Origin of the sequence: Neisseria sp. P0018.S001, assembly GCF_051957355.1 — a bacterium.
Classification (GTDB): domain Bacteria; phylum Pseudomonadota; class Gammaproteobacteria; order Burkholderiales; family Neisseriaceae; genus Neisseria; species Neisseria subflava_A.
On sequence record NZ_JBQCWN010000013.1, the window covers coordinates 33,385 to 56,738 of the forward strand.

Annotated in this window: 19 protein-coding genes; 14 read left to right on the forward strand and 5 right to left on the reverse strand. The window is 49.5% G+C overall.

Features of this window, described 5'->3' with window-relative positions; genetic code table 11:
* Positions 1-118: 118 nt before the first annotated feature.
* From ACTHTJ_RS09050 to gshA, 3 genes are all read right to left on the reverse strand, one after another.
* Positions 119-601, reverse strand: coding sequence for an acyl-CoA thioesterase (locus tag ACTHTJ_RS09050; RefSeq protein WP_128582619.1), 483 nt, complete (start codon positions 599-601; stop codon positions 119-121).
* Positions 602-718: 117 nt separating this feature from the next.
* Positions 719-1,789 carry a magnesium/cobalt transporter CorA gene (gene corA / locus ACTHTJ_RS09055; protein ID WP_070583928.1) on the reverse strand — a complete coding sequence of 357 codons (1,071 nt, stop codon included), beginning with the start codon at positions 1,787-1,789 and terminating at the stop codon, positions 719-721.
* A gap of 108 nt (positions 1,790-1,897) precedes the next feature.
* Positions 1,898-3,256 carry a glutamate--cysteine ligase gene (gene gshA / locus ACTHTJ_RS09060; protein WP_070583930.1) on the reverse strand — a complete coding sequence of 453 codons (1,359 nt, stop codon included), beginning with the start codon at positions 3,254-3,256 and terminating at the stop codon, positions 1,898-1,900.
* A 264-nt stretch (positions 3,257-3,520) separates the two neighbouring features.
* Here gshA and leuC point away from each other — a divergent pair, with 264 nt between their 5' ends.
* The 7 genes from leuC (at position 3,521) to leuB (ending at position 9,030) form a co-directional block, all read left to right on the forward strand.
* Positions 3,521-4,930, forward strand: coding sequence for a 3-isopropylmalate dehydratase large subunit (gene leuC / locus ACTHTJ_RS09065; RefSeq protein WP_107848963.1), 1,410 nt, complete (start codon positions 3,521-3,523; stop codon positions 4,928-4,930).
* A 124-nt stretch (positions 4,931-5,054) separates the two neighbouring features.
* Entirely contained in the window at positions 5,055-5,309 is a 255-nt protein-coding gene (locus tag ACTHTJ_RS09070; protein WP_070608961.1) for a hypothetical protein, read from the forward strand.
* A gap of 103 nt (positions 5,310-5,412) precedes the next feature.
* Positions 5,413-5,778 (forward strand): VOC family protein, encoded by a 366-nt coding sequence (locus ACTHTJ_RS09075; protein ID WP_049331002.1) that lies wholly within the window; start codon positions 5,413-5,415, stop codon positions 5,776-5,778.
* 45 nt (positions 5,779-5,823) lie between these two features.
* Positions 5,824-6,465, forward strand: coding sequence for a 3-isopropylmalate dehydratase small subunit (gene leuD / locus ACTHTJ_RS09080; protein WP_003677355.1), 642 nt, complete (start codon positions 5,824-5,826; stop codon positions 6,463-6,465).
* Positions 6,466-6,529: 64 nt separating this feature from the next.
* Positions 6,530-6,991 (forward strand): YhcH/YjgK/YiaL family protein, encoded by a 462-nt coding sequence (locus ACTHTJ_RS09085; RefSeq protein ID WP_049322093.1) that lies wholly within the window; start codon positions 6,530-6,532, stop codon positions 6,989-6,991.
* Between the two features lie 38 nt (positions 6,992-7,029).
* Positions 7,030-7,893, forward strand: a complete 864-nt coding sequence (locus ACTHTJ_RS09090; protein ID WP_070583934.1) for a DUF1444 family protein — start codon at positions 7,030-7,032, stop codon at positions 7,891-7,893.
* A 66-nt stretch (positions 7,894-7,959) separates the two neighbouring features.
* The gene (gene leuB / locus ACTHTJ_RS09095) at positions 7,960-9,030 is read left to right on the forward strand and encodes a 3-isopropylmalate dehydrogenase (RefSeq protein ID WP_070583936.1); all 1,071 of its coding nucleotides are present in this window, start codon (positions 7,960-7,962) and stop codon (positions 9,028-9,030) included.
* Positions 9,031-9,088: 58 nt separating this feature from the next.
* Here the strand turns inward: leuB and ACTHTJ_RS09100 are convergent, their stop codons facing one another.
* Entirely contained in the window at positions 9,089-9,370 is a 282-nt protein-coding gene (locus tag ACTHTJ_RS09100; RefSeq protein ID WP_070583937.1) for a hypothetical protein, read from the reverse strand.
* Positions 9,371-9,548: 178 nt separating this feature from the next.
* On the reverse strand, positions 9,549-10,958 hold the full coding sequence (locus ACTHTJ_RS09105; protein WP_070583939.1) for a DEAD/DEAH box helicase: 1,410 nt from the start codon (positions 10,956-10,958) through the stop codon (positions 9,549-9,551).
* A 336-nt stretch (positions 10,959-11,294) separates the two neighbouring features.
* Here ACTHTJ_RS09105 and ACTHTJ_RS09110 point away from each other — a divergent pair, with 336 nt between their 5' ends.
* The 7 genes from ACTHTJ_RS09110 to ACTHTJ_RS09140 all read left to right on the forward strand — a co-directional run bounded on the left by ACTHTJ_RS09110 (position 11,295) and on the right by ACTHTJ_RS09140 (position 23,345).
* On the forward strand, positions 11,295-12,239 hold the full coding sequence (locus ACTHTJ_RS09110; protein ID WP_070583941.1) for a class I SAM-dependent methyltransferase: 945 nt from the start codon (positions 11,295-11,297) through the stop codon (positions 12,237-12,239).
* Positions 12,240-12,351: 112 nt separating this feature from the next.
* On the forward strand, positions 12,352-13,533 hold the full coding sequence (locus ACTHTJ_RS09115; RefSeq protein ID WP_070583942.1) for an aspartate aminotransferase family protein: 1,182 nt from the start codon (positions 12,352-12,354) through the stop codon (positions 13,531-13,533).
* Positions 13,534-13,760: 227 nt separating this feature from the next.
* Entirely contained in the window at positions 13,761-14,696 is a 936-nt protein-coding gene (locus ACTHTJ_RS09120; protein WP_070583944.1) for a dihydroorotate oxidase, read from the forward strand.
* A gap of 90 nt (positions 14,697-14,786) precedes the next feature.
* Positions 14,787-16,787: a DNA helicase Rep gene (rep, locus tag ACTHTJ_RS09125; protein WP_070583946.1), complete on the forward strand. Its 2,001-nt coding sequence runs from the start codon at positions 14,787-14,789 to the stop codon at positions 16,785-16,787.
* A 307-nt stretch (positions 16,788-17,094) separates the two neighbouring features.
* On the forward strand, positions 17,095-20,991 hold the full coding sequence (purL, locus tag ACTHTJ_RS09130; protein WP_440360925.1) for a phosphoribosylformylglycinamidine synthase: 3,897 nt from the start codon (positions 17,095-17,097) through the stop codon (positions 20,989-20,991).
* A 298-nt stretch (positions 20,992-21,289) separates the two neighbouring features.
* On the forward strand, positions 21,290-22,075 hold the full coding sequence (locus ACTHTJ_RS09135) for an HNH endonuclease (protein WP_083297181.1): 786 nt from the start codon (positions 21,290-21,292) through the stop codon (positions 22,073-22,075).
* Between the two features lie 184 nt (positions 22,076-22,259).
* A complete protein-coding gene (locus ACTHTJ_RS09140) occupies positions 22,260-23,345 on the forward strand; it encodes a hypothetical protein (protein WP_070583949.1) in 1,086 nt (361 codons plus the stop codon).
* Positions 23,346-23,354: the final 9 nt, after the last annotated feature.

Here is a 23,354-nt window from a genome sequence, read left to right on the forward strand (position 1 = left end):
TAATTTCGTATGGCAAAAATCTTGTTGATTCTACCACAAAACAAGCGGTTTATGGCTTTTGCGTGAAGGCCGTCTGAAACAGGATTTCAGACGGCCTTCGTTATTTAATAAATTCAATTTAGTTGCTGCAAGAATCTTCATCGGAAGCCTGCAAGCTCAATGCTTTGCGCTTTTTAGCCTTTTCATAACGGCAACGTTGGCGCGATGTATTGATTTCCAAAGGTGGCACGGCAACCGGCTTGCCGTCTTCTACGGCAACCATGGTGAAGTAGCAGCTGTTGGTATGGCGCACTTCACCGGTGCGGATGTTTTGCGCTTCTACACGGATGCCGACTTCCATAGAAGTGCGGCCGGTGTAGTTAATGCTGGCGTAAAAGGTTACCAGTTCGCCGACATGGATAGGCTCTTTAAACAATACTTTATCGACAGACAAGGTAACGCAGTAGTTGCCGCTGTATCGGCTGGCACAGGAATAAGCGACTTGGTCGAGCAAGCGCAATAATTCGCCACCGTGGACGTTGCCGCTGAAATTTGCCGTATCCGGCATCATCAGCTCGGACATAATGAGTTCGTGAGAAGGAAGTTGGCGTGCTTGTTCCATAGTTTGGCCTCTTGAAGTGGTTTGTTTTTAAGGCCGCCTAGTATTTCAGACGGCATGTTTTGTAGGAATTTTGATTCTACCGTTTTTGAGTGGAAAAATTCAATCTACCACACCTGATCATAACCATTTTCTACGCGAAAAGAAAATCAGCAGTCCGATGATGATGCACAGCATCACACCCAAAACCATGAAATAGCCGTAATGCCAATGCAGCTCGGGCATATTGTCGAAGTTCATGCCGTAGATACCGGTGATGACGGTCAGCGGCATAAAGATGATGGTGATAACCGTCAACACGCGCATTTGCTGGTTCATGCGGTTGGATTGGAAGGAAAGGTAAATGTCCATCATGCTCAACACCATATCACGCGAGGCATCAAGCGATTCGATAAGCTGCATATTGTGGTCGTACACGTCGCGCAAATAGACGGTCGATTCGCCTTTGAAAATAGCAAAATCGCCGCGTACGGCCAGTTGGTAGAACACATCGCGCAATGGCAAAAGCGTGCGCCGCAGACGGACGGCATCGCGCTTGAGGCGGTGAATCTTACTGAGAATATCGCTGTTTTCATTTTTAAACAGGGACTTGTCTATTACTTCGACACGGTTGTTGTACGACTCCAAAACGATGAAATAGTCATCTACAATACGGTCAAGCAGGCAATAAGCAAGAAACGCTGTATTTTTGTTCAAAATATTGTGTGGATTTTCGTGCATCTGCCGGCGGAGATGGCTGAACAAGCCCAACGGTTTTTGTTGGAAAGACAACACAAAATCTTTGCCGATAATCACATACACTTGGTCGGAATGGAGCTTGCCTGTGGAGGTATAGTGGTAAACCTGTGCGGCAGTAAAAACATAGCTGCCGTAGTCTTCAATTTTCGGACGCTGTTTGCGGCTGAGAATATCTTCAATAACCAGCTCATGAATGCCGTAAGGCTCAAGCGCGTGTTTGAGCAAGACAACATCATTGATGCCGACAAAATGCAGCCAGTTGATTTGACCTTCTTGCGGGCGGGCAATATCGGGCAAGTTTTTTCCGGCAAGATAATCATGCTGAGCAAAGGTATCGGCGGAATACAAGGTTTGATGGATAGCAGAACGCGGCGCATTGTCGGTATTGCTGCGCTGCATGGTTTGGTCTTGCAGATTGTCGGTTGTCTCAACTGGATTGGCTGGTTTGCTCATAAAAATAAATCATGTTTTTTAGTTAGAATGAATTGTACAGACAGAAAAGGCCGTCTGAAAACAAATTTTCAGACGGCCTGACAATATCGATCAACGCTTTATGCTTTATTAGGCTTGAGGCGCGGTTTTCTCCAACTCCAATGCGGCAGCAAGCAAGGACAGGCGCGCCATTACGCCGTAAACGTAGAGGCGGTTGTGTTCATTGTCCACGTCGCAGTCTTTTTCGGAGCGCGGCATGCCGAGCGAATCCCATTGTTCAAATACGCGTTTGCAGGCTTCAGGCGCTTCTTGGGAGTTGTCGCCGTTACCGGTAGGGATGCTGTTGGACAGCGGAACAAACACCATACCGCCGGCATTGAGGTTTTCGTCTGCACCACGGCCTTCGTGTACACGGAAGAAGCCGCCGATAACGAAACGGTCCATCATATAAACGACGGGTTCGCACACGGCGCCGTTCATGGTTTCGTAGGTATAAATACCTTCTTGGACAATGACTTCACTGACTTCCAAACCTTCTTTGACTTTTGCCATTTTATTGCGGTTTTTACGGTTCAATCCGCGCACTTCATCGGCAGATTTAACGCTCATCACGCCCATGCCGTAAGTGCCTGCGTCGGCTTTCACAATAACGAAAGGCTGGTCAGTAATACCCAATTCATCGTATTTGGCTTGAATTTTCGCCAATACGCGTTCTACCGCGCCTGCCAACGCATCTTCGCCTTCACGCTCTTGGAAATCCAAACCGCTGATTTTTTCAAAATAAGGATTGATTTGCCATTCGTCGATGTCAATCAACTTGGCAAAGTCGGCAGCAACTTGGTTGTACGCGCCGAAGTGTTCGGTTTTACGGCGAGTCGTCCAACCGCCGTGCAATGGCGGCAATACGGTTTGGCTGATGTCTTTAAGGATTTCAGGGATGCCCGCAGACAAGTCATTATTCAACAAAACAACGCAAGGCGAGAAGCCGTCTGCGAGATGTACACGCTCACGGGTACGCAATAAAGGCTCAAGCAAAATTTTTTCGCCCAACGCGGTTTCAAACTCGGTTGGCTCAGTCACTTCAGGATTCAAGCTGCCCAAGCGCACTTCGTATCCTGCCGAACGCAAAATCTCGCTGAGTGCGTAAACGTTTTGCAGATAGAATGTGTTGCGTGTGTGGTTTTCAGGAATAATCAATACGGATTTGGCCGTTTCACATGCGCGCTGTACCGCATCTTGCGCGGCAACCGCCGCCAGCGGGATAAAGTTGGGATTCAAATTATTGAAGCCGCCCGGAAACAGGTTCATATCGATAGATGAAATTTTGTAACCGGCATTACGGATGTCAACCGAACCATAAAATGGCGGACGGTGTTCGTTCCAATGCGAACGGAACCATGCTTCGATTTTGGCATGATTGGCAAGGACTTTTTTCTCAAATTCCCGTAATTGAGTCAGATGCTCAGGAGCCATTACCGGTAATTTCATTCTCTATACCTCTTGGTAAATGTGGATATTGAGTGAGAATGATAGAACTTTTTAGTGCATTTCGACAAGCATTCTTTCAGATAAGATGCATCTTTTTGTCAACAATTCTACAATTTGTCTAATTTTTAATAAATATTTTTGAAACTTTGCGACAAATTTTAGAAATTGGACAAATTTCTATTGCACAGCCCCTATAAAAAGCCTAAAATCCGCCCATAAACGCAAACCATCATTCATACCTACCAATAGCAAAGAATACTCATCATGAGCGCACAAACCCTTTACGATAAACTTTGGAACAGCCACGTCGTCCGCGAAGAAGAAGACGGCACTGTCCTGCTTTACATCGACCGACACCTAGTTCACGAAGTAACCAGCCCGCAAGCATTTGAAGGCTTGAAAATGGCCGGCCGCAAACTCTGGCGTATCGACAGCGTGGTCTCCACAGCCGACCACAACACCCCGACCGGCGACTGGGACAAAGGTATCCAAGATCCGATTTCCAAACTGCAAGTCGATACTTTGGACAAAAACATTAAAGAGTTTGGCGCACTCGCCTACTTCCCGTTTATGGATAAAGGCCAAGGCATTGTGCACGTTATGGGCCCGGAACAAGGCGCAACCCTGCCCGGCATGACCGTTGTCTGCGGCGACTCGCACACTTCTACCCACGGCGCATTCGGCGCATTGGCGCACGGTATCGGCACTTCCGAAGTCGAACACACCATGGCGACCCAATGTATTACCGCTAAAAAATCCAAATCCATGCTGATTTCCGTTGAAGGCCGTCTGAAACCCGGTGTTACTGCCAAAGACGTAGCACTTTATATCATCGGTCAAATCGGTACGGCCGGCGGTACAGGCTACGCCATTGAATTTGGCGGCGAAGCCATCCGCAGCCTTTCTATGGAAGGCCGCATGACCTTGTGCAATATGGCGATTGAAGCCGGTGCGCGCTCAGGCATGGTTGCCGTCGACCAAACCACCATCGACTATGTAAAAGGCAAACCTTTCGCACCTAAAGGCGAAGCATGGGATAAAGCCGTCGAGTACTGGCGCACACTGGTATCTGACGAAGGCGCCGTATTCGATAAAGAATACCACTTCAAAGCCGAAGACATCGAGCCTCAAGTAACTTGGGGTACCTCGCCTGAAATGGTTTTGGACATCAGCAGTAAAGTGCCTAATCCCGCCGAAGAAACCGATCCGGTCAAACGCAGCGGCATGGAACGCGCCCTCGAATACATGGGCTTGGAAGCCGGTACGCCATTAAACGAAATCCCTGTCGATATCGTCTTTATCGGCTCTTGCACCAATAGCCGTATCGAAGACTTGCGCGAAGCCGCCGCTATCGCCAAAGGCCGTAAAAAAGCGGACAATGTACAACGCGTATTGATTGTTCCAGGCTCCGGTTTGGTTAAAGAACAGGCCGAAAAAGAAGGCTTGCACGAAGTATTTATCGAAGCCGGTTTTGAATGGCGCGAGCCGGGCTGCTCTATGTGCCTCGCCATGAATGCCGACCGCCTGACCCCAGGACAACGTTGCGCCTCCACCTCCAACCGTAACTTTGAAGGCCGTCAAGGCAACGGTGGACGCACCCACCTCGTCAGCCCTGCCATGGCAGCTGCAGCCGCGGTTACCGGCCACTTTACCGACATCCGCACTATGGCTTAAAGTATTTTCAGACGGCCTTTATTGATCAGGCCGTCTGAAACAATACCTTGCTCAAGTAAGTTTTCCTATTGCGCAAAACGTCCGAAAACCTTCTTAATCATTGATAACTTGAAAGGAATCTAGTATGAAAAAACTGTTTGCATTAGCTGCCGCAGCCCTCATCCTGTCAGCTTGTTCCAGCACTTGGTCCGGCGCAAAAAACGATACCAACCGCAATTGGGACAAAACCAAAGAGACTGCCGAGCGCGTAGCCGATAAAACCAAAGAAACCGCGGAACACGTTGCCGAAAAAACCGGCGAAGCCGTTAAAAAAGGCGGCAATGCAGTAGGCCGCGGCATGAGCCATGTTGGAGAAAAAATCGAAGCCGCTACCGAATAATTCGGTAAATCAGGCCGTCTGAAGCTCCTGACTCCGTTTCAGACGGCCTGATACATTATTAATTTTTCAGACATTTTCACGATTCCAAGCAAAGGAAGAAACAATGAGTAATCCGTCAAGCTGGTTTGGTATTCACGCTCATGATTTGGATCGCGCCAAAGCCTTTTACGAATCCGTATTCGGTAAGCCCCTGCAAGACGTTGGCGGCAACGGATTCCGTTTCATCATTTTCCCAGCCGATTACACCCAACACGGTACGGCCGGCATGATTTGGCACGACAGCAATGCCCAGCCCGGCCACGGCGGTACAACCATTTTCTTCAATTGCCCGGATTGTGCCGAAACAGCAGAAAAAGCCGTTGCAGCAGGCGGCAAACTGTTACAAGAAAAATTCCGCATTGCCAACGGCTTTGCAGCATTTATCGAAGACACAGAAGGCAACCGAATCGGTTTGCACAGCACACGCTAACCCGAATAGCCATAAAATTTCCCATTATTACTATAAGAATCTGACATGAAAGCCTTTACCAAAATTACCGCCATCGTCGCCCCGCTCGACCGCAGCAACGTCGACACCGATGCCATCATCCCCAAACAATTTCTGAAATCCATCAAACGCAGCGGCTTCGGCCCCAATGCCTTTGATGAATGGCGTTACCTCGACCACGGCGAACCTGGCATGGACAACAGCAAACGCCCGTTAAATCCGGATTTCTCCCTGAACCAACCACGCTATCAAGGCGCACAAATCCTGTTGACGCGTAAAAACTTTGGTTGCGGCTCTTCACGCGAACATGCCCCTTGGGCATTGGACGACTACGGCTTCCGCGCCGTCATCGCCCCCAGCTTTGCCGACATCTTCTTCAACAACTGCTACAAAAACGGCCTTTTACCTATCGTTTTGACAGAAGAACAGGTTGACCAGCTTTTCAAAGAAGTTGAAGCCAACGAAGGTTATCAGCTCTCCATCGACCTTGCCGAGCAAACCCTGACCACCCCTAGCGGCGAAACATTCACATTCGACATTACCGAACACCGCAAACACTGCCTCTTAAACGGCTTGGACGAAATCGGCCTGACCCTGCAACATGCTGACGAAATTCACGCCTTTGAAGAAAAACGCCGCCAAAGCCAGCCTTGGCTGTTTAACGGTTGATATACAAAAGGCCGTCTGAAAAATTTAAGTGTTTCAGACGGCCTTTAATCTACAAAAATATACCATGATTACCGACACCATAAGCAATGCCACCCGCTACGCTGCCTTGCATCCCGACTTTGCCGAGGCCTTCCATCTGTTGCAGACCTTGGATTTTGCCAAGCTGCCGGACGGCCAAGTGCCATGCGAGAATCCCAATATCCGTATTTTTATCGGCAGCGAGCCGATGAGGACGCAGGGAGAAGCCCAGCCTGAAGCGCACTTAAAACACATTGATATTCAAACGCCGATTGATGGCAGCGAAACATATGGCTGGATAGACAGAGGCCGTCTGAAAAACGGTTTGGGCTACAACGAAAAGCGCGATATCGAGTTTTTCGACTGCGAGCCGGAAACCTGGCTGACCTTGGAGCCAGGTGAATTTGCGCTATTTTTCCCGAATGATGCGCATGCCCCATTGGTCGGCGACAGGGCAAACATACGCAAAGTTGTTTTTAAAATCCGTGTTGAAACCGAGCGTCTATAATTTTTCAGACGGCCTTATCCCCTTATTCAGGACACAATATGTCTTTTTTCAGCAGGTTGTTCCGCTCCAAACCTAAATTAATGACTTGGCAGGAATTTGTCGAATACTTTGCCCGTCGCATTCAAGAAGAATTGGATCTTGAGGCAAAAATCGACTGGGGCGAAACTATTGCGTCTTCACCTATCATTGTCCATTTTTCCGAAGACGATGAAGCATCGTTCAGCACATATTTGAGCAACCATTACACAAGTTATCTGCAAAATCCCGAGGCCTTGGAGGCGATTGTTGCAGCCAATTTAGCGGTTATCTATAAGATTCAAGACACTGATGCCAGTGTTTCAGCACAACAAATTCTTCCGACGATTAAAAATACGATTTATCTGGAAAATGCCAGACTGATTACAAATACGGACGAAGCCGAACCTGACGATTACCTGGTATACAAACCGATTGCCGGCGATATCATGTTGCTTTATATGGTGGATACGGAAGAATCCATGCATACGCTCAATCGTGAGCATATGAAAGAGGCCGGTATTGAAGATGAGGACGCCTTGTATCGTACCGCCATGGATAATCTGCGCCAACGAATGAATGGACGTGTTCAAATTCATCATGCCGAAGGTTGGTCATTGGCTCAAATCCATTTGGACAACGACTATGATGCTTCCCTGATTTTGCTTTTGGACGAAGTACTTAAAGACGATCCTATGCTGCCGGCCAATCCCGTTTTTGCAGTCCCGGCACGCAACGCTCTGCTCGTTTGCAGCCCGTCCGATGAAGAGGCTTTGCAGGCAATGGCAAATATCGCCCTGCAGGCATTTGAAGACTCTGCCTACGCGATTTCTACCCAGCTTTACCAGTACCATAATGGTACAATCAGCGTTTTCAGAGCAAATTGATTTAAGGCCGTCTGAAAAACAGACGACCTGCCCTTTACCTAAAACCTTCCCATAAGGAAACCCGAAATGACCAAACATATCGCTATCTTGCGCGGCGACGGCATCGGCCCTGAAATCGTTGCAGAAACCGTCCGTGTACTCGACAAACTTATCGAACAAGGTTTGGATGTCAGCTACGAATACGCACCTTTGGGCGGCGAAGCCTATGACGAATACGGCCATCCTTATCCAGAATTCACGCAAAACCTTTGCCGTAAAGCCGATGCGGTACTGCTTGGTGCAGTCGGTTCTCCACAATACGATAATCTCGACCGTCCGCTGCGCCCTGAGCGCGGCTTGTTGGCCATCCGTAAAGACTTGAATCTGTTTGCCAACCTGCGCCCTGCCATTTTGTATAAAGAGCTGGCCAATGCCTCCACTCTGAAACCGGAAATCGTAGCCGGCCTCGACATCCTTATCGTACGCGAACTGACCGGCGATATTTACTTCGGCGAACCGCGCGGCATCCGTGTTTTGGAAAACGGCGAACGCGAAGGCTACAACACCATGAAATACAGCGAAAGCGAAATCCGCCGTATTGCCCACGTTGCCTTCCAGTCCGCCCAAAAACGCAGCAAAAAAGTCTGCTCCGTAGGCAAAGCCAACGTTTTGGAAACCACCGAACTGTGGCGCGAAATCTTTGAAGAAATCGGCAAAGAATACCCTGATGTCGAGCTCTCCCATATGTACGTCGACAACGCCGCCATGCAGCTCGTGCGCGCGCCCAAACAATTTGACGTGATTGCCACCGGCAACATCTTCGGCGATATCCTCTCCGACGAAGCCTCCATGTTGACCGGCTCCATCGGTATGCTGCCTTCTGCTTCTTTGGACGAAAACGGCAAAGGCCTGTACGAACCGTCTCACGGCTCTGCTCCTGACATTGCCGGTCAAAATAAAGCCAATCCGCTGGCGACCGTATTGTCTCTCGCCATGTTGCTGCGTTACAGCCTGAACGACGAAGCACGCGCGCAACAAGTTGAAAACGCCGTACAAAAAGTACTGCAACAAGGCTTGCGTACCGGCGACATTTACGAAGAAGGTACCAAACTGGTTTCCTGCTCCGAAATGGGCGATGCCGTATTGGCCACTTTGTAAGAGGCCGTCTGAAAAAAAGCGTGAGTTTTAACTCACGCTTTTTTATTATTGATCTATTTTATTTATATCCATCAGGTACAACTGGTGCAGAAACAACAACGCCATCTTTCACAACCATTGACAGAGTTTTAATAGATCCTGTCATTCCATTAACATGTGTCCAAACATAAATTAGTCCTTCAGGAGATGACTTTACTGCACTTGGAGTACCCATTAATGCAATAGCTTCCTTTTCATTCATTCCCTGCTTAATTTGCCGTGCATTATCCCAATTAAAATTAGTACCAGCACATCCTGCTAATAAGACAGAAACAAAAGCAGTCAAAAATAATTTCTTCATTTGTTCATCCTTTTTAAAATATAGTAAATAGTAATAAGTAATATAATTATGCCACAGTATTTAAAATTTGCCATATATTCTTCATAATCGTATCATCTATAATTCTTTATTTATAAAAAAAGGGCGTGTTTTCACACGCCCTTTCGTCTTATTTCAGACGGCCTTAAGATTGAAAAAATTAACCTCTTTTATGTTTGCCGCCAAAGCTGTCGTTAGACTTGCGCTTGCCTTTAAAGCCTTCGCCGCCCTTTTTGAAACCGTCAGACTTCTTGAAACCGTCTTTCTTAAAGCCATCTTTTTTGAAACCGTCTTTTTTATGGCCTTCGCCGCGTGATTTGCCGCCGAAGCCTTCTTTAGCCGGTTTCTTATCGCCACGCCAGCCGCCGGATTTGCGATCGCCCCAGCCGCCTTTGCCTTTCGGTTTGCCACTGGCAGATTTGCGTTTGCGTGTCGGCTCCATGCCTTCGATGGTCAGCTCAGGTAATTTACGGCCGATGTATTTTTCAATTTTGTGTACTTTGACATATTCGTTTACTTCGGCAAAAGTAATCGCAATACCGGTACGGCCAGCGCGGCCGGTACGGCCGATGCGGTGAACGTAGTCTTCAGCCTGTTTTGGCAAGTCGTAGTTGATAACGTGGGTAATGGTTGGTACGTCGATACCGCGTGCGGCAACATCGGTGGCAACCAAAATTTTGCAGCGGCCTTTACGCAAGTCCATCAGCGTGCGGTTACGCCAGCCTTGCGGCATATCACCGTGCAGGCAGTTGGCGGCAAAACCTTTTTCGTACAATTCATCCGCGATGACTTCGGTCATGGCTTTAGTGGATGTAAAAATCACGCATTGGTCGATATTGGCATCGCGCAAGATGTGGTCGAGCAGGCGGTTTTTATGGCGCATATCGTCGCAGTACAACAGCTGCTCTTCGATTTTGCCTTGATCATCCACGCGCTCAACTTCGATGGTTTCAGGGTCTTTGGTCAGTTTGCGCGCCAGTTTGCCCACTGCGCCGTCCCAAGTGGCGGAGAACAACAAAGTCTGACGGTCGCTCGGCGTCGCTTCCACGATGGTTTCGATGTCGTCGATAAAGCCCATGTCCAACATACGGTCGGCTTCGTCCAGAATCAGCACTTCCAAACGATCAAAATCAACTTTACCGCTCTGCATCAAATCCATCAGACGACCCGGAGTGGCGACAATCAGGTCAACCGGTTTGCTCAAAGCACGGGTTTGGTAGCCGAAAGATGCGCCGCCTACAATGCTGACAGTACGGAACCAACGCATATTTTTAGCATACGCCAACGCGTTTTTTTCCACCTGAGCCGCTAGTTCGCGGGTCGGAGTCAACACCAAAGCGCGTGGGCCTTTGCCCGGTTTTTCGCTGCGCTTGGTCAGTTTTTGCAAAGTCGGCAGCAGGAAGGCTGCGGTTTTACCTGAACCGGTTTGTGCCGAAGCCATAATATCGCGGCCGTCCAAAGCAAACGGAATCGCTTGCGCCTGAATCGGGGTCGGGCTTTCATAACCCTCGCTGCTTACGGCAGACAAAATGTTTTTATCAAGGTTCAAATCGGCAAATTTAATAGACATATCTATCCTAAGAGACAACAACGCGCACGCCTGAACAAGTTCAGACGACCTGAAGCAAAGGAAAGTAACGATACGGGAAATGTGAAGTTACAGGGTTGTCGCAAGCATCTTGCTTGTGGTTAACATCGACGACAACCTGCACAGAAAAGGCTTTGCAAATATGCAAGCAATAAAAGAAACACGCCCGAAACGGCGGTTTAGGTTGGATGACGATGGCTTCGTATCAAAAGGCGAACGGCGGATAATATAGATTTTATGGATAACAGTCAAGCAAAAAGACATCAAGTGCGTTAAAATCCAACCCCTTCCCAATACTTATTCAGGCCGTCTGAAACCATGACCGATATTACCCCCTTTGCCAACCGCTTGGGCAAAAACATCAAACATCTTATGAAATGGGCCAAACGCAACAATATCGAAGCCTGGCGCATTTACGACCGCGATATTCCCCAATTTCCCTTTGCCGTCGATGTTTACGGCGACCAAATCCATCTTCAGGAATACGATACCGGCTGGCTGATGCAGCCCGAAGAATACGAAGCATGGCTTGCCGATGTATTGGAAGCTATTGGTTTTGTGACCGGTTTTGCACCCGAACAAATCCACCTTAAACGCCGTGAACGTCAAAAAGGTTTGCAGCAATACGAGAAAACCGGCAAAACCGGCAACGATTTCGTCATCACTGAAAATGGCCGCAAGTTTTGGGTCAATCTCGACAAATACCTCGATACCGGCCTTTTCCTTGACCACCGCAACACGCGCAAAAAAGTCGGCGAAACCGCAGCGGGCAAACGCTTCCTCAACCTGTTTTCCTACACAGGCAGCTTCACCGTCTATGCCGCAACCGGCGGTGCAGTATCCAGCGAAACCGTCGATTTATCCAACACTTATCTCGAGTGGGCAAAACGCAATTTCGAGCTCAACGGCATAGACCCCGAACAACACAAAATCGTCCGTGCCGATGTGTTCCAATACCTGCAAAACGCCGCAGACGAAGGCAAAAAGTTCGACCTGATCATTATGGATCCGCCCAGCTTTTCCAACAGCAAAAAGATGCTCGACATCCTCGACATCCAGCGCGACCATAAAAAGCTGATTGACGGCGCAATGAGCCTGCTCGCTTCAGACGGCATTCTGTATTTCTCCAACAACCTGCGCAGTTTTGTGTTGGACGATTCGGTCGCGGAAAAATACGCCATCAAAGACATTTCCAAACAGTCCGTTCCTGACGATTTCCGCAACAAAAAAATCCATCAATGCTGGGAAATCAAGCATAAATAAGCTTCAGGCCGTCTGAAATCCAGTTTTCAGACGGCCTGATTGCCATATTGAATCTCTCAATCAATAGGCGCATAATTGAAAAAATTGTTGACAATATTAAAAGGAAAAGAAAATGCAAAACTACCTGACACCCAATTTCTCATTCGCCCCCATGATTCCGGAACGCGCGCTCGGCAGCCGAGTTTGGGATACCGAAGGACGAGAATACATTGACCTGTCAGGCGGTATTGCTGTGAACGCGTTGGGCCATTGTCATCCCGATTTGGTCGCAGCCTTGGCCGAACAATCGCAAAAACTCTGGCACATTTCTAATATCTACACCACCCAACCGGCGCAAGAATTGGCCAAAAAATTGGTCGAAAATACCTTTGCCGACAAAGTGTTTTTCTGCAATTCCGGCGCGGAAGCCAATGAAGCCGCGCTGAAACTGACGCGCAAATACGGCCGCGATCATTTTGGAGAACACAAAACCGAAATCATCTCCTGTCTCAACAGCTTCCACGGCCGCACCCTGTTTACCGTATCCGTCGGCGGCCAGCCCAAATACAGCAAAGACTACGCGCCGCTTCCGGCCGGCATTACCCACGTTCCCTTCAATGATGTTGACGCATTGGAAGCGGCCGTCGGCGACAAAACCTGCGCCGTAATTATCGAGCCGATTCAAGGCGAAAGCGGTATCCTGCCTGCCACCCAAAAATATCTGCAAGCCGCACGCCGTTTATGCGACAAACACGGCGCTTTGCTGATTTTGGACGAAGTACAAACCGGCATGGGTCATACGGGCAAACTGTTTGCCTACGAGCATTACGGCGTAACACCCGATATCCTCAGCTCCGCCAAAGCCTTAGGCGGCGGCTTCCCGATTGGCGCAATTCTGACAACCGATAAAATCGCCCCAACCTTCGGCCCCGGAACACATGGCTCGACCTTTGGCGGCAATCCAATGGCGTGCGCGGTCGGCAGCCGTGCATTTGACATCATCAATGCGCCCGAAACATTGGTACACGTTGAACAACAAGGCCAAAAACTTCAGACGGCCTTGCGTAAATTGGGCAAAAAAACCGGCGTATTTAAAGAAGTCCGCGGCATGGGCTTGCTGCTCGGCTGCGTGTTGGCAGACGAATACAAAGGCAAGGCATCGGAAATTACCGCCGCCGCTTTGAAACACGGATTGATGGTACTGGTTGCCGGCGCCAATGTGGTGCGCTTCGCCCCCAGCCTGCTGCTGAACGATGAAGACATGACCGAAGGCTTGAAACGTTTTGAAGCGGCCTTGGCCGAATGGTTGGCCTGATTTTTAAAACCCAATCTCCAAATCAGCCGACAGCTTTTATTCCTAATTGATGCCATATAGTAAAGGCCGTCTGAAAGACTGTTTTGAGTTTTTCAGACGGCCTTTTTTCAATATTAAAAACAACATTCGCCTACATGCTTTGTCATTTGATGTTTGTTAAAAATCGTACCGCTTCTTCGTGTTACGCTTGGCAAACAATTTGATTTTACGAAGAAAAGGAGCAGGAGATGGTATCATTGAAAACCCAAATCGCCGGTTTTTCTTTTGACAACTGCCTGATGAATGCAGCAGGTGTGTCGTGTATGGCTGTTGAGGAATTGGAAGCGGTCAGACAGTCTTCGGCAGGCACTTTCATTACCAAGACCGCAACGCTTACCCCTCGTCAAGGCAACCCCGAGCCGCGCTATCACGATGTCCCTCTCGGCAGCATCAATTCGATGGGTTTACCGAATCAAGGCATTGATTACTATCTGGATTACCTGCTTACCCTTCAAGAGTCTCAGCCGGAACGGACATTTTTCCTATCACTGGTCGGTCTGTCTCCCGGCGAAACACATATCCTGTTGGAAAAGGTGCAAAATAGCGGGTTCAACGGCATTACCGAACTCAACCTATCCTGCCCAAACGTCGCCGGCAAACCGCAAATTGCCTACGACTTTGAAACAACCGAGATGATTTTGGATAATACGTTTACCTACTTCGACAAGCCCTTGGGCATCAAATTGCCGCCGTATTTCGATATAGCCCATTTTGATCAAGCGGCGAAAGTGTTCAACCGCTATCCCCTAAAATTCGTCAACTGCGTCAACTCCATCGGCAACGGCATGTATATCGAAGACGAATCCGTCGTCATCCGCCCGAAAAACGGCTTCGGCGGCATAGGCGGCCAATACATCAAACCGACTGCGCTCGCCAATGTCCACGCGTTCTATCAAAGACTGGATCCGTCTATCCAAGTTATCGGAACGGGCGGCGTTTACAGCGGCCGTGATGCGTTTGAACACATCTTGTGCGGCGCAAGCATGGTGCAGATCGGCACGGCGCTACACCAGCAAGGCGTAGACATTTTTGAACGGGTTTCCCTTGAATTAAAAGCCATCATGGTGCAAAAAGGCTATGAGAAGCTGGAAGACTTCAAAGGCAAATTGAAATATTTTGCATAAGGTTTACTCTAAAAAACGCCCAAGGCCGTCTGAAAATTTCAGACGGCCTTGTTGTATAATTGCTCCCCACATTACCCGTCTTCCCCTTCAATGAAACTCAACCCCCAACAGCAAGCCGCGGTCAAATATCTAGGCGGCCCCCTGCTCGTCCTTGCCGGTGCAGGCAGCGGAAAAACCGGTGTGATTACGCAAAAAATCAAGCATTTGATTGTCAATGTCGGCTATCTGCCGCATACCGTCGCCGCGATTACCTTTACCAATAAAGCAGCTACGGAAATGCAGGAGCGCGTCTCCAAAATGTTGCCTAAGTCGCAAACGCGCGGGCTGACGATTTGCACCTTCCACTCTTTGGGTATGAAGATTTTGCGCGAAGAAGCCGATCAAATCGGTTACAAAAAAAACTTTTCCATCCTCGACTCTACCGACAGCGCCAAAATAATCGGCGAGCTTTTGGGCGGTACGGGCAAAGAAGCCATATTCAAAGCGCAACATCAAATTTCCCTTTGGAAAAACGATTTAAAAACGCCTGAAGAAGTAGTTCAGACGGCCGCTAATGTGTGGGAACAACAAACAGCGCACGTCTATGCGAGTTATCAGGAAACCCTGCAAAGCTATCAGGCAGTGGACTTCGACGACTTAATCCGCCTACCAGCCGTACTCTTGCAGCAAAACAGCGAAGTGCGCAACAAATGGCAGCGGCGGCTGCGTTATCTGCTGGTTGACGAATGCCAGGACACCAACACCTGCCAATTTACCCTGATGAAGCTCTTGACCGGCGCGGAAGGCATGTTTACCGCCGTCGGCGACGACGACCAGTCCATCTACGCATGGCGCGGCGCAAACATGGAAAACCTGCGTAAAATGCAGGAAGACTATCCGCAGATGAAGGTCATCAAGCTGGAGCAAAACTACCGCTCCACCGCGCGGATTCTCAAAATCGCCAACAAAGTCATCGAAAACAACCCCAAACTCTTTACCAAAAAACTTTGGTCGCAGTTCGGCGAAGGCGAAATCGTCAAAGTCGTTGCCTGCCAAAGCGAGCAGCACGAAGCCGACTGGGTCGTCAGCCAAATCGTCAAACAGAAGCTGGTCGGCGGCGACAAAACCCAATACGCCGATTTCGCCGTGTTATACCGCGGCAACCATCAGGCGCGGATTTTTGAAGAATCCTTGCGCAGCGCGCGTGTTCCCTACCAACTCTCCGGAGGACAAAGCTTTTTCGACAAAGCCGAAATCAAAGACGTTTTGTCCTATTTGCGCCTGCTTGCCAACCCCAACGACGATCCCGCCTTCCTGCGCGCCGTGACCACGCCTAAACGCGGCATCGGCGACGTTACATTGGGCAAGCTCAACACCTACGCGCACGAACACGAATGCAGCCTATATGAAGCCGCGCAAACCGAAGAAGCGCTTGCCCTATTGAACCATACCAACCGCCAACACCTGCAAGCCTTCATGGATATGATTGAAAACTACCGCACCAAAGCCGAAACCAGCGAAGCAGGCGAGCTTATTCATAACCTGCTAAAAGAAATCGACTACGAAAACCACCTGTTGGCCAATGAGGAAGGCAAAGCAGGTGAAATCAAATGGCGTAACGTTACCGACCTGACCGGCTGGCTGGAACGCAAAGGCGAGCAAGACGGCAAAAACATCATCGAGCTTGCCCAAACCATCGCCCTGATGACGCTTTTGGAGGGCAAAAGCGAAGAAGAAATCGATGCCGTCAAACTCTCAACCCTGCACGCTTCCAAAGGTTTGGAATACCCCTACGTTTTCCTTGTCGGTTGCGAAGAAGGCATCTTGCCGCACAACGACAGCATAGAAGAAGACAATGTCGAAGAAGAACGCCGTCTGATGTACGTCGGCATTACCCGTGCCAAACGCCAGCTTATACTGACCCACTGCCTCAAACGCAAAAAGCAAGGCACATGGCAGTTCCCCGAGCCGAGCCGCTTCATAGACGAAATGCCGCAGGAAGACATCAAAATCCTAGGCCGCAAAGGCGGCGAGCCGATTGTGAGTAAGGAAGAAGGAAAAAGCAATCTGGCAGGATTGCTGGACATGTTGGGAAACAAAAGAAAAGGATAAAGCAAGGCCGTCTGAAAGTAAGGTTTCAGACGGCCTTATTGTCAGCAAAATATCAAAGACAACAATTAAATAATTTTTACTTTATTCCTTTATGCCTATCCGTCCCCATTCCTCCCGATTCTTCAAAAAAAAACAAAAATAATCGAATAATCAGGTGCAAAAATAAAAAAGCAGGTGACACGATTGCCTTATTCCCCTTCAATTCACAAGCAAAAATTGTCAACACTTGAAGTATAAATTCACAAGCAAAATTGCATTTTTCAGGTATAATAATGGATTCCCCAACTGCATTTTGTGAGCTGAATCCATGTCTGTTGTTCTGCCCTTGCGCGGTGTAACCGCCCTTTCCGATTTCCGTGTTGAAAAACTCTTCCAAAAAGCAGCCGCCCTCGGCCTGCCCGAAGTCAAATTAAGCAGCGAATTTTGGTATTTTGTCGGTAGCGAAAAAGCACTTGATGCCGCGACAGTCGAAAAACTGCAAGCCTTACTGGCAGCGCAAAGCGTTGAACAAACGCCCAAAGCGCGCGAGGGCTTGCATTTATTTTTGGTAACGCCCCGTTTGGGCACCATTTCTCCTTGGGCTTCCAAAGCAACCAATATCGCCGAAAACTGCGGTTTGGAAGGCATTGAACGTATCGAACGCGGCATGGCCGTATGGTTGGAAGGTGCGCTTACCGACGGGCAAAAACAACAATGGGCAGCCCTGTTGCACGACCGCATGACCGAAAGCGTGTTGACCGACATCGATGCAGCGGTGCAACTGTTCCACCACATCCAATCAGAAACCTTCTCCAGCGTAGATGTATTGGGCGGCGGTAAAGAGGCTTTGGTCAAAGCCAATACCGAAATGGGCTTGGCGCTTTCAGCTGACGAAATCGATTATCTGGTTGAAAACTATCAGGCTTTAAACCGCAATCCGTCCGATGTTGAATTAATGATGTTCGCTCAGGCAAACAGCGAACACTGCCGCCACAAAATCTTCAACGCCGATTTCATCCTCAACGGCGAAAAACAGCCAAAATCGCTCTTCGGCATGATTCGCGATACACACAATGCGCATCCCGAAGGCACAGTCGTTGCCTATAAAGATAATTCGTCCGTGATCGAAGGCGCGAAAATCGAGCGTTTCTATCCGAATGCGGCGGAAAACCAAGGCTACCGTTTCCACGAAGAAGACACCCATATCATCATGAAAGTGGAAACGCACAACCACCCGACCGCCATCGCTCCGTTTGCCGGTGCGGCAACGGGTGCTGGCGGTGAAATCCGCGATGAAGGCGCGACAGGTAAAGGCTCACGTCCGAAAGCAGGCTTGACCGGCTTTACCGTCTCCAACCTGAATATCCCTGGCTTGGAGCAGCCTTGGGAACAAGCCTACGGCAAACCCGGCCATATTGCTTCCCCTTTAGACATCATGATTGAAGGCCCGATCGGCGGCGCAGCGTTCAACAACGAATTCGGCCGTCCAAATCTCTTGGGCTACTTCCGTACCTTTGAAGAAAAATTTGACGGTCAGGTCCGAGGCTATCACAAACCGATTATGATCGCCGGCGGTTTGGGCAGCATTCAGGCGCAGCAGACGCATAAAGACGAAATCCCCGAAGGCGCGTTACTGATCCAACTGGGCGGCCCGGGTATGCTCATCGGCTTGGGCGGCGGCGCGGCTTCATCTATGAACACCGGAACAAACGACGCCTCTTTGGACTTCAACTCCGTACAACGCGGCAACCCTGAAATCGAACGCCGCGCGCAAGAAGTCATCGACCGTTGCTGGCAGCTCGGCGACCAAAACCCGATTATCTCCATCCACGACGTCGGCGCCGGCGGCCTGTCCAACGCCTTCCCCGAGCTCGTCAACGATGCCGGACGCGGCGCGGTATTCAAGCTGCGCGAAGTGCCGCTGGAAGAACACGGTCTCAACCCGTTGCAAATTTGGTGTAACGAATCGCAAGAGCGTTATGTGTTGTCGATTTTGGAAAAAGATTTGGACACCTTCCGCGCCATCTGCGAACGCGAACGCTGCCCGTTTGCCGTAGTCGGCACGGCGACCGACGACGGCCATTTGAAAGTACGCGACGACTTGTTCTCCAACAACCCTGTCGATTTGCCGTTGAACGTTTTGCTTGGCAAACCACCCAAAACCACGCGCACCGACAAAACAGTTACGCCGTCTGAAAAACCGTTTAACGCGGGCAATATCGACATCACCGAAGCCGCCTACCGCGTTCTGCGTCTGCCTACCGTAGCTGCTAAAAACTTCCTGATTACCATCGGCGACCGCAGCGTCGGCGGCATGACCCACCGCGACCAAATGGTCGGCAAATATCAAACCCCGGTAGCCGACTGCGCCGTTACCATGATGGGCTTCAATACCTATCGCGGCGAAGCGATGTCTATGGGCGAAAAACCGACCGTCGCCCTGTTTGACGCGCCCGCCTCGGGCAGAATGTGCGTCGGTGAAGCCATCACCAACATCGCGGCAGTCAACATTGGTGACATCGGCAACATCAAACTCTCCGCCAACTGGATGGCTGCGTGCGGCAACGAAGGCGAAGACGAAAAACTCTACCGTACTGTCGAAGCGGTTTCTAAAGCCTGTCAAGCATTGGATTTGAGCATTCCCGTGGGCAAAGACAGCCTGTCGATGAAAACCGTATGGCAGGACGGCGAAGAGAAAAAATCTGTCGTTTCGCCGTTGAGCCTGATTATCTCCGCGTTCGCACCTGTGAAAGACGTACGCAAAACCGTTACGCCCGAATTGAAAAACGTCGAAGACAGCGTATTGCTGTTTATCGATTTGGGCTTCGGCAAAGCGCGTATGGGTGGCTCCGCGTTCGGTCAGGTCTACAACAATATGAGCGGCGACGCGCCCGACTTGGACGATACAGGTCGTCTGAAAGACTTTTACGGCGTGATTCAGCAGCTTGTCGCCGAAGACAAACTCTTGGCATACCACGACCGCAGCGACGGCGGCTTGTTTGCGACGCTGGCGGAGATGGCGTTTGCGGGGCGTTGCGGCTTGAATGTGGATTTGACTTCACTGGTTGTCAACCAAGCAGATGTCAACGAAGCCAGTATCCGCGTATTGTTCAATGAAGAACTGGGCGCAGTGATCCAAATCGCCAAACAAGATGTCGCGGCAGTAGAAGCCTTGTTTAAAGAAGCTGATTTGGCACTGCATACCGTTGCGGCCATCAGTACTGACGAGAAAATCGTTATCCGCAATCAGGTAGGCATCGTATTGGAACAAAACCGCGCCGACCTGCAACGCGCATGGCAGGAAACCAGCCACGCCATCCAACGCCTGCGCGACAACCCTGCCTGCGCCGACAGCGAGTTCGCCCTGATTGACGACAACGAACGCAGCGCATTGTTTGCCGACGTGAAATTCGACGTGAACGAAGACATCGCCGCGCCGTTTATCAACAGCGGCGCGAAACCTAAAATCGCCATCCTGCGCGAACAGGGCGTAAACGGACAAATCGAAATGGCCGCCGCGTTCACCCGCCCCGGTTTCGATGCTTACGACGTGCATATGTCCGACCTGATGGCAGGCCGCGTCCACCTTGCCGACTTCAAAATGCTGGTGGCGTGCGGCGGCTTCAGCTATGGCGACGTACTCGGCGCGGGCGAAGGCTGGGCAAAATCGATTCTGTTCCACCCTGCTCTGCGCGACCAATTTGCCGCCTTCTTTGCCGATCCGAACACGCTGACATTGGGCGTGTGCAACGGCTGTCAAATGGTCAGCAACCTTGCCGAGATTATCCCGGGCGCAGAAGCATGGCCGAAGTTCAGACGCAACTTGAGCGAACAGTTTGAAGCGCGCCTAAGCATGGTTCATGTTCCGAAATCCGCGTCGCTGATTCTGAACGAAATGCAAGGTTCCAGCCTGCCTGTCGTGGTCAGCCACGGCGAAGGCCGCGCCGACTTCGCGCTTCACGGCGGCAACATTTCTGCCGATTTGGGTATTGCGTTGCAATATGTAGACGGTCAAAACCAAGTGACCCAAACTTATCCGCTCAACCCTAACGGCTCGCCGCAAGGTATTGCCGGCGTGACCAACACCGACGGCCGCGTGACCATCATGATGCCGCATCCGGAACGCGTATACCGTGCCGTGCAAATGAGCTGGAAACCGGAAGACTGGACGGAACTGTCCGGCTGGTACCGCCTCTTCGCCGGAGCGAGGAAGGCGTTGGGTTAACCGACAGGCTGATTTGATTAGGCTTTAAAGAGAAAGGTCGTCTGAAAACGATTTAGCGGATTCTGCTATATCTATTTTCAGACGACCTTTATATGTTCTTTTGCGCATAATACCGAACCAACCGCCGTCATTCCCGCGCAGGCGGAAATCCAGCCCCCTGCATTTCAGAAATACTCAAAGACTACTGTAAATTCAAGCTTCTGGATTCCCACCTACGCGGGAATGACGGTCATAGGAAAATCAATGCATTACCCCAAATAATTAAATTAGAAAACTTAACTTTGGTAGGAAGACTTAAATGGCAAAAACAAAATATTCCGCACGGATCAATGGAGAACATATTGATGGGACAATAGAAATTATAAAAAGAATCGTCTTACATCTGCATGATATGGGCAAAACACAATTTAAGGTAAAAGATGTAGATGAACAGATTGAAGAACTAAAAAACCAATGGCAGATTACTCCTGACTATAATGATGATACACGTGCTTCTTTGTATGTACTTAGTGTTAATTCAAACTCAAGGAAGCATTATCACGAATCAATGCACCAAGACTTTTTATGGTGGAAAAAAGGAGGAATATTTGAATTATACAAACCAACAAATTTTCAAATAAACTCAACCCAATCTTTGGAACAAGATCTCGGTAAACTCAAAGAACAATTAGCATCTGAAATTGAACCAGAAAAACGAACCGAAATCGAAACCTTAATAAAAGCCCGTCAAGGGCAAGGCAGATTCCGGCAAAAACTACTCGAACTGTATTCGAGCTGCCCACTGACAGATCTAGATGTTCGGTCTTTACTTATTGCCAGCCATATCAAACCTTGGAGCAAGTGCAATAATGAAGAGAGGTTAGATCCCTTCAATGGTCTGATGCTCGCCCCCAATATCGACGCATTATTCGATAGTGGACTGATTACGTTTGATGCCGACGGTACGATAAAAATCAGTCCGAAAATCGATCTGGAAAATCAAAAGCGGCTTGGGATTTCTCCCGATATGAAATTAAAAATCGAACCTGAAAGCCAAAAATATTTCGAGTATCACCGCAACCACGTTTTCCAAAGAGAAGAATAGATAGTGTTAAACAGTCCGTTTATTTAAGGTTGTCTGAAAATAATTTAGCGAACCCCGCTCTATCTGTTTTCAGACGACCTTTTTGCATCCTTTTGCGTATAAAGACCAAACCCGTCGCCGTCATTCTGTATAATTCCCACTTTTAAACTATAATCGACATATTCAGACGGCCTTTCCCGACATTATGACTCGACAAGCCTTTATCCTCAGCGATTGCGAATTTTCCGAATGCGGTGAAAAGCCTTACGCCCTGTTGACCGCGAATCCGACGAAGGAACACCACTTCATCGCCCAAACCGAGCAGCGGCAACATTCGCATAATCCGCAGGTCAGCCCGCAAAATCAAAACGTTTATCGCTTACCGCTGTCTATGTTCCATACTGGCGAAAAAGCCCGTGGCAAAGAACAAAACCGCAGCGAAGCGATAAGCGTCAACATCATCGGCAACTTGGCGGCGAAAAACCTCTATACGCTGACCTTTGTCGAAGACTCCGCCAACCAATACAATCTGGAAAGCTGGTTCAACCGTCATGAAAGCGGCTACGAAGAGGCCTGCAACCACCTGCACACCCTGCCTGCAGGCCGTCTGAAAACACCTACGGCAAATGCCGATACCGTCAAAGTACCGGATGCCTTGTGGCGGATATTGCGGCTGAAGTTCCTCGGCATTCTGCGCAATCCGCACAACCATAAAAACCTGTTTGCCCACCGACTGCATCAAACACTGCGGGCGCGGCTGCCGGAAGTCGGTTTTGAATTTGTCCGCTTGATCAGCAAACGCGACCCCAAGCGCATCGAAGCCATTATGCAGGACTACCGTTTCACTTTTCTCGGCTATGTCGATTGGCTGGGCGGACTTTACGGTATGTTGAGCGAAGGCGTGGCGCAGCCGTCGTTGTTTGAACGGCTGTTTTGCAACATCTTTGCCGAACCCGAAGCCGTGAAAATCGAATTGTTCCGCTATCCGGAAAACACGGGGCTGTGCCTGTTTGGCGACAGCAGTTTCTGCCTGCAAGCCTCGGCCAAGCTATTCAGCGTCGGCGTTAATATCTCGCACGATATGTTTGCCGTCGTCCATCTGCAAACCGACCGTTGGCACGCGTTTAAGAATACCTTTCATCACGACGCGCCCAAACTGCAAGGCCAAGTGCGGATTATCGACGGCGACCAAACCCAAAGATTGCTGTTCAACCGACTGTGCATCTATCAAGCCCATGAAGCTGTGTTCGGCCAAAGCCCGAATATCAAAGATTATTTAGAGGCCGTCTGAAACCCCCAA

Bases quoted from the DNA above. Each gene is read 5' to 3' on its own strand.
- ACTHTJ_RS09050 (WP_128582619.1), bottom strand. From the start codon at position 601: ATGGAACAAGCACGCCAACTTCCTTCTCACGAACTCATTATGTCCGAG.
- ACTHTJ_RS09100 (WP_070583937.1), bottom strand. From the start codon at position 9,370: ATGAAGAAATTATTTTTGACTGCTTTTGTTTCTGTCTTATTAGCAGGA.
- ACTHTJ_RS09120 (WP_070583944.1), top strand. From the start codon at position 13,761: ATGGTATCATTGAAAACCCAAATCGCCGGTTTTTCTTTTGACAACTGC.
- ACTHTJ_RS09135 (WP_083297181.1), top strand. From the start codon at position 21,290: ATGGCAAAAACAAAATATTCCGCACGGATCAATGGAGAACATATTGAT.
- ACTHTJ_RS09085 (WP_049322093.1), top strand. From the start codon at position 6,530: ATGATTACCGACACCATAAGCAATGCCACCCGCTACGCTGCCTTGCAT.
- ACTHTJ_RS09090 (WP_070583934.1), top strand. From the start codon at position 7,030: ATGTCTTTTTTCAGCAGGTTGTTCCGCTCCAAACCTAAATTAATGACT.
- ACTHTJ_RS09110 (WP_070583941.1), top strand. From the start codon at position 11,295: ATGACCGATATTACCCCCTTTGCCAACCGCTTGGGCAAAAACATCAAA.
- corA (WP_070583928.1), bottom strand. From the start codon at position 1,789: ATGAGCAAACCAGCCAATCCAGTTGAGACAACCGACAATCTGCAAGAC.
- leuB (WP_070583936.1), top strand. From the start codon at position 7,960: ATGACCAAACATATCGCTATCTTGCGCGGCGACGGCATCGGCCCTGAA.
- leuD (WP_003677355.1), top strand. From the start codon at position 5,824: ATGAAAGCCTTTACCAAAATTACCGCCATCGTCGCCCCGCTCGACCGC.
- ACTHTJ_RS09105 (WP_070583939.1), bottom strand. From the start codon at position 10,958: ATGTCTATTAAATTTGCCGATTTGAACCTTGATAAAAACATTTTGTCT.
- gshA (WP_070583930.1), bottom strand. From the start codon at position 3,256: ATGAAATTACCGGTAATGGCTCCTGAGCATCTGACTCAATTACGGGAA.
- ACTHTJ_RS09075 (WP_049331002.1), top strand. From the start codon at position 5,413: ATGAGTAATCCGTCAAGCTGGTTTGGTATTCACGCTCATGATTTGGAT.
- leuC (WP_107848963.1), top strand. From the start codon at position 3,521: ATGAGCGCACAAACCCTTTACGATAAACTTTGGAACAGCCACGTCGTC.
- ACTHTJ_RS09140 (WP_070583949.1), top strand. From the start codon at position 22,260: ATGACTCGACAAGCCTTTATCCTCAGCGATTGCGAATTTTCCGAATGC.
- rep (WP_070583946.1), top strand. From the start codon at position 14,787: ATGAAACTCAACCCCCAACAGCAAGCCGCGGTCAAATATCTAGGCGGC.
- purL (WP_440360925.1), top strand. From the start codon at position 17,095: ATGTCTGTTGTTCTGCCCTTGCGCGGTGTAACCGCCCTTTCCGATTTC.
- ACTHTJ_RS09115 (WP_070583942.1), top strand. From the start codon at position 12,352: ATGCAAAACTACCTGACACCCAATTTCTCATTCGCCCCCATGATTCCG.
- ACTHTJ_RS09070 (WP_070608961.1), top strand. From the start codon at position 5,055: ATGAAAAAACTGTTTGCATTAGCTGCCGCAGCCCTCATCCTGTCAGCT.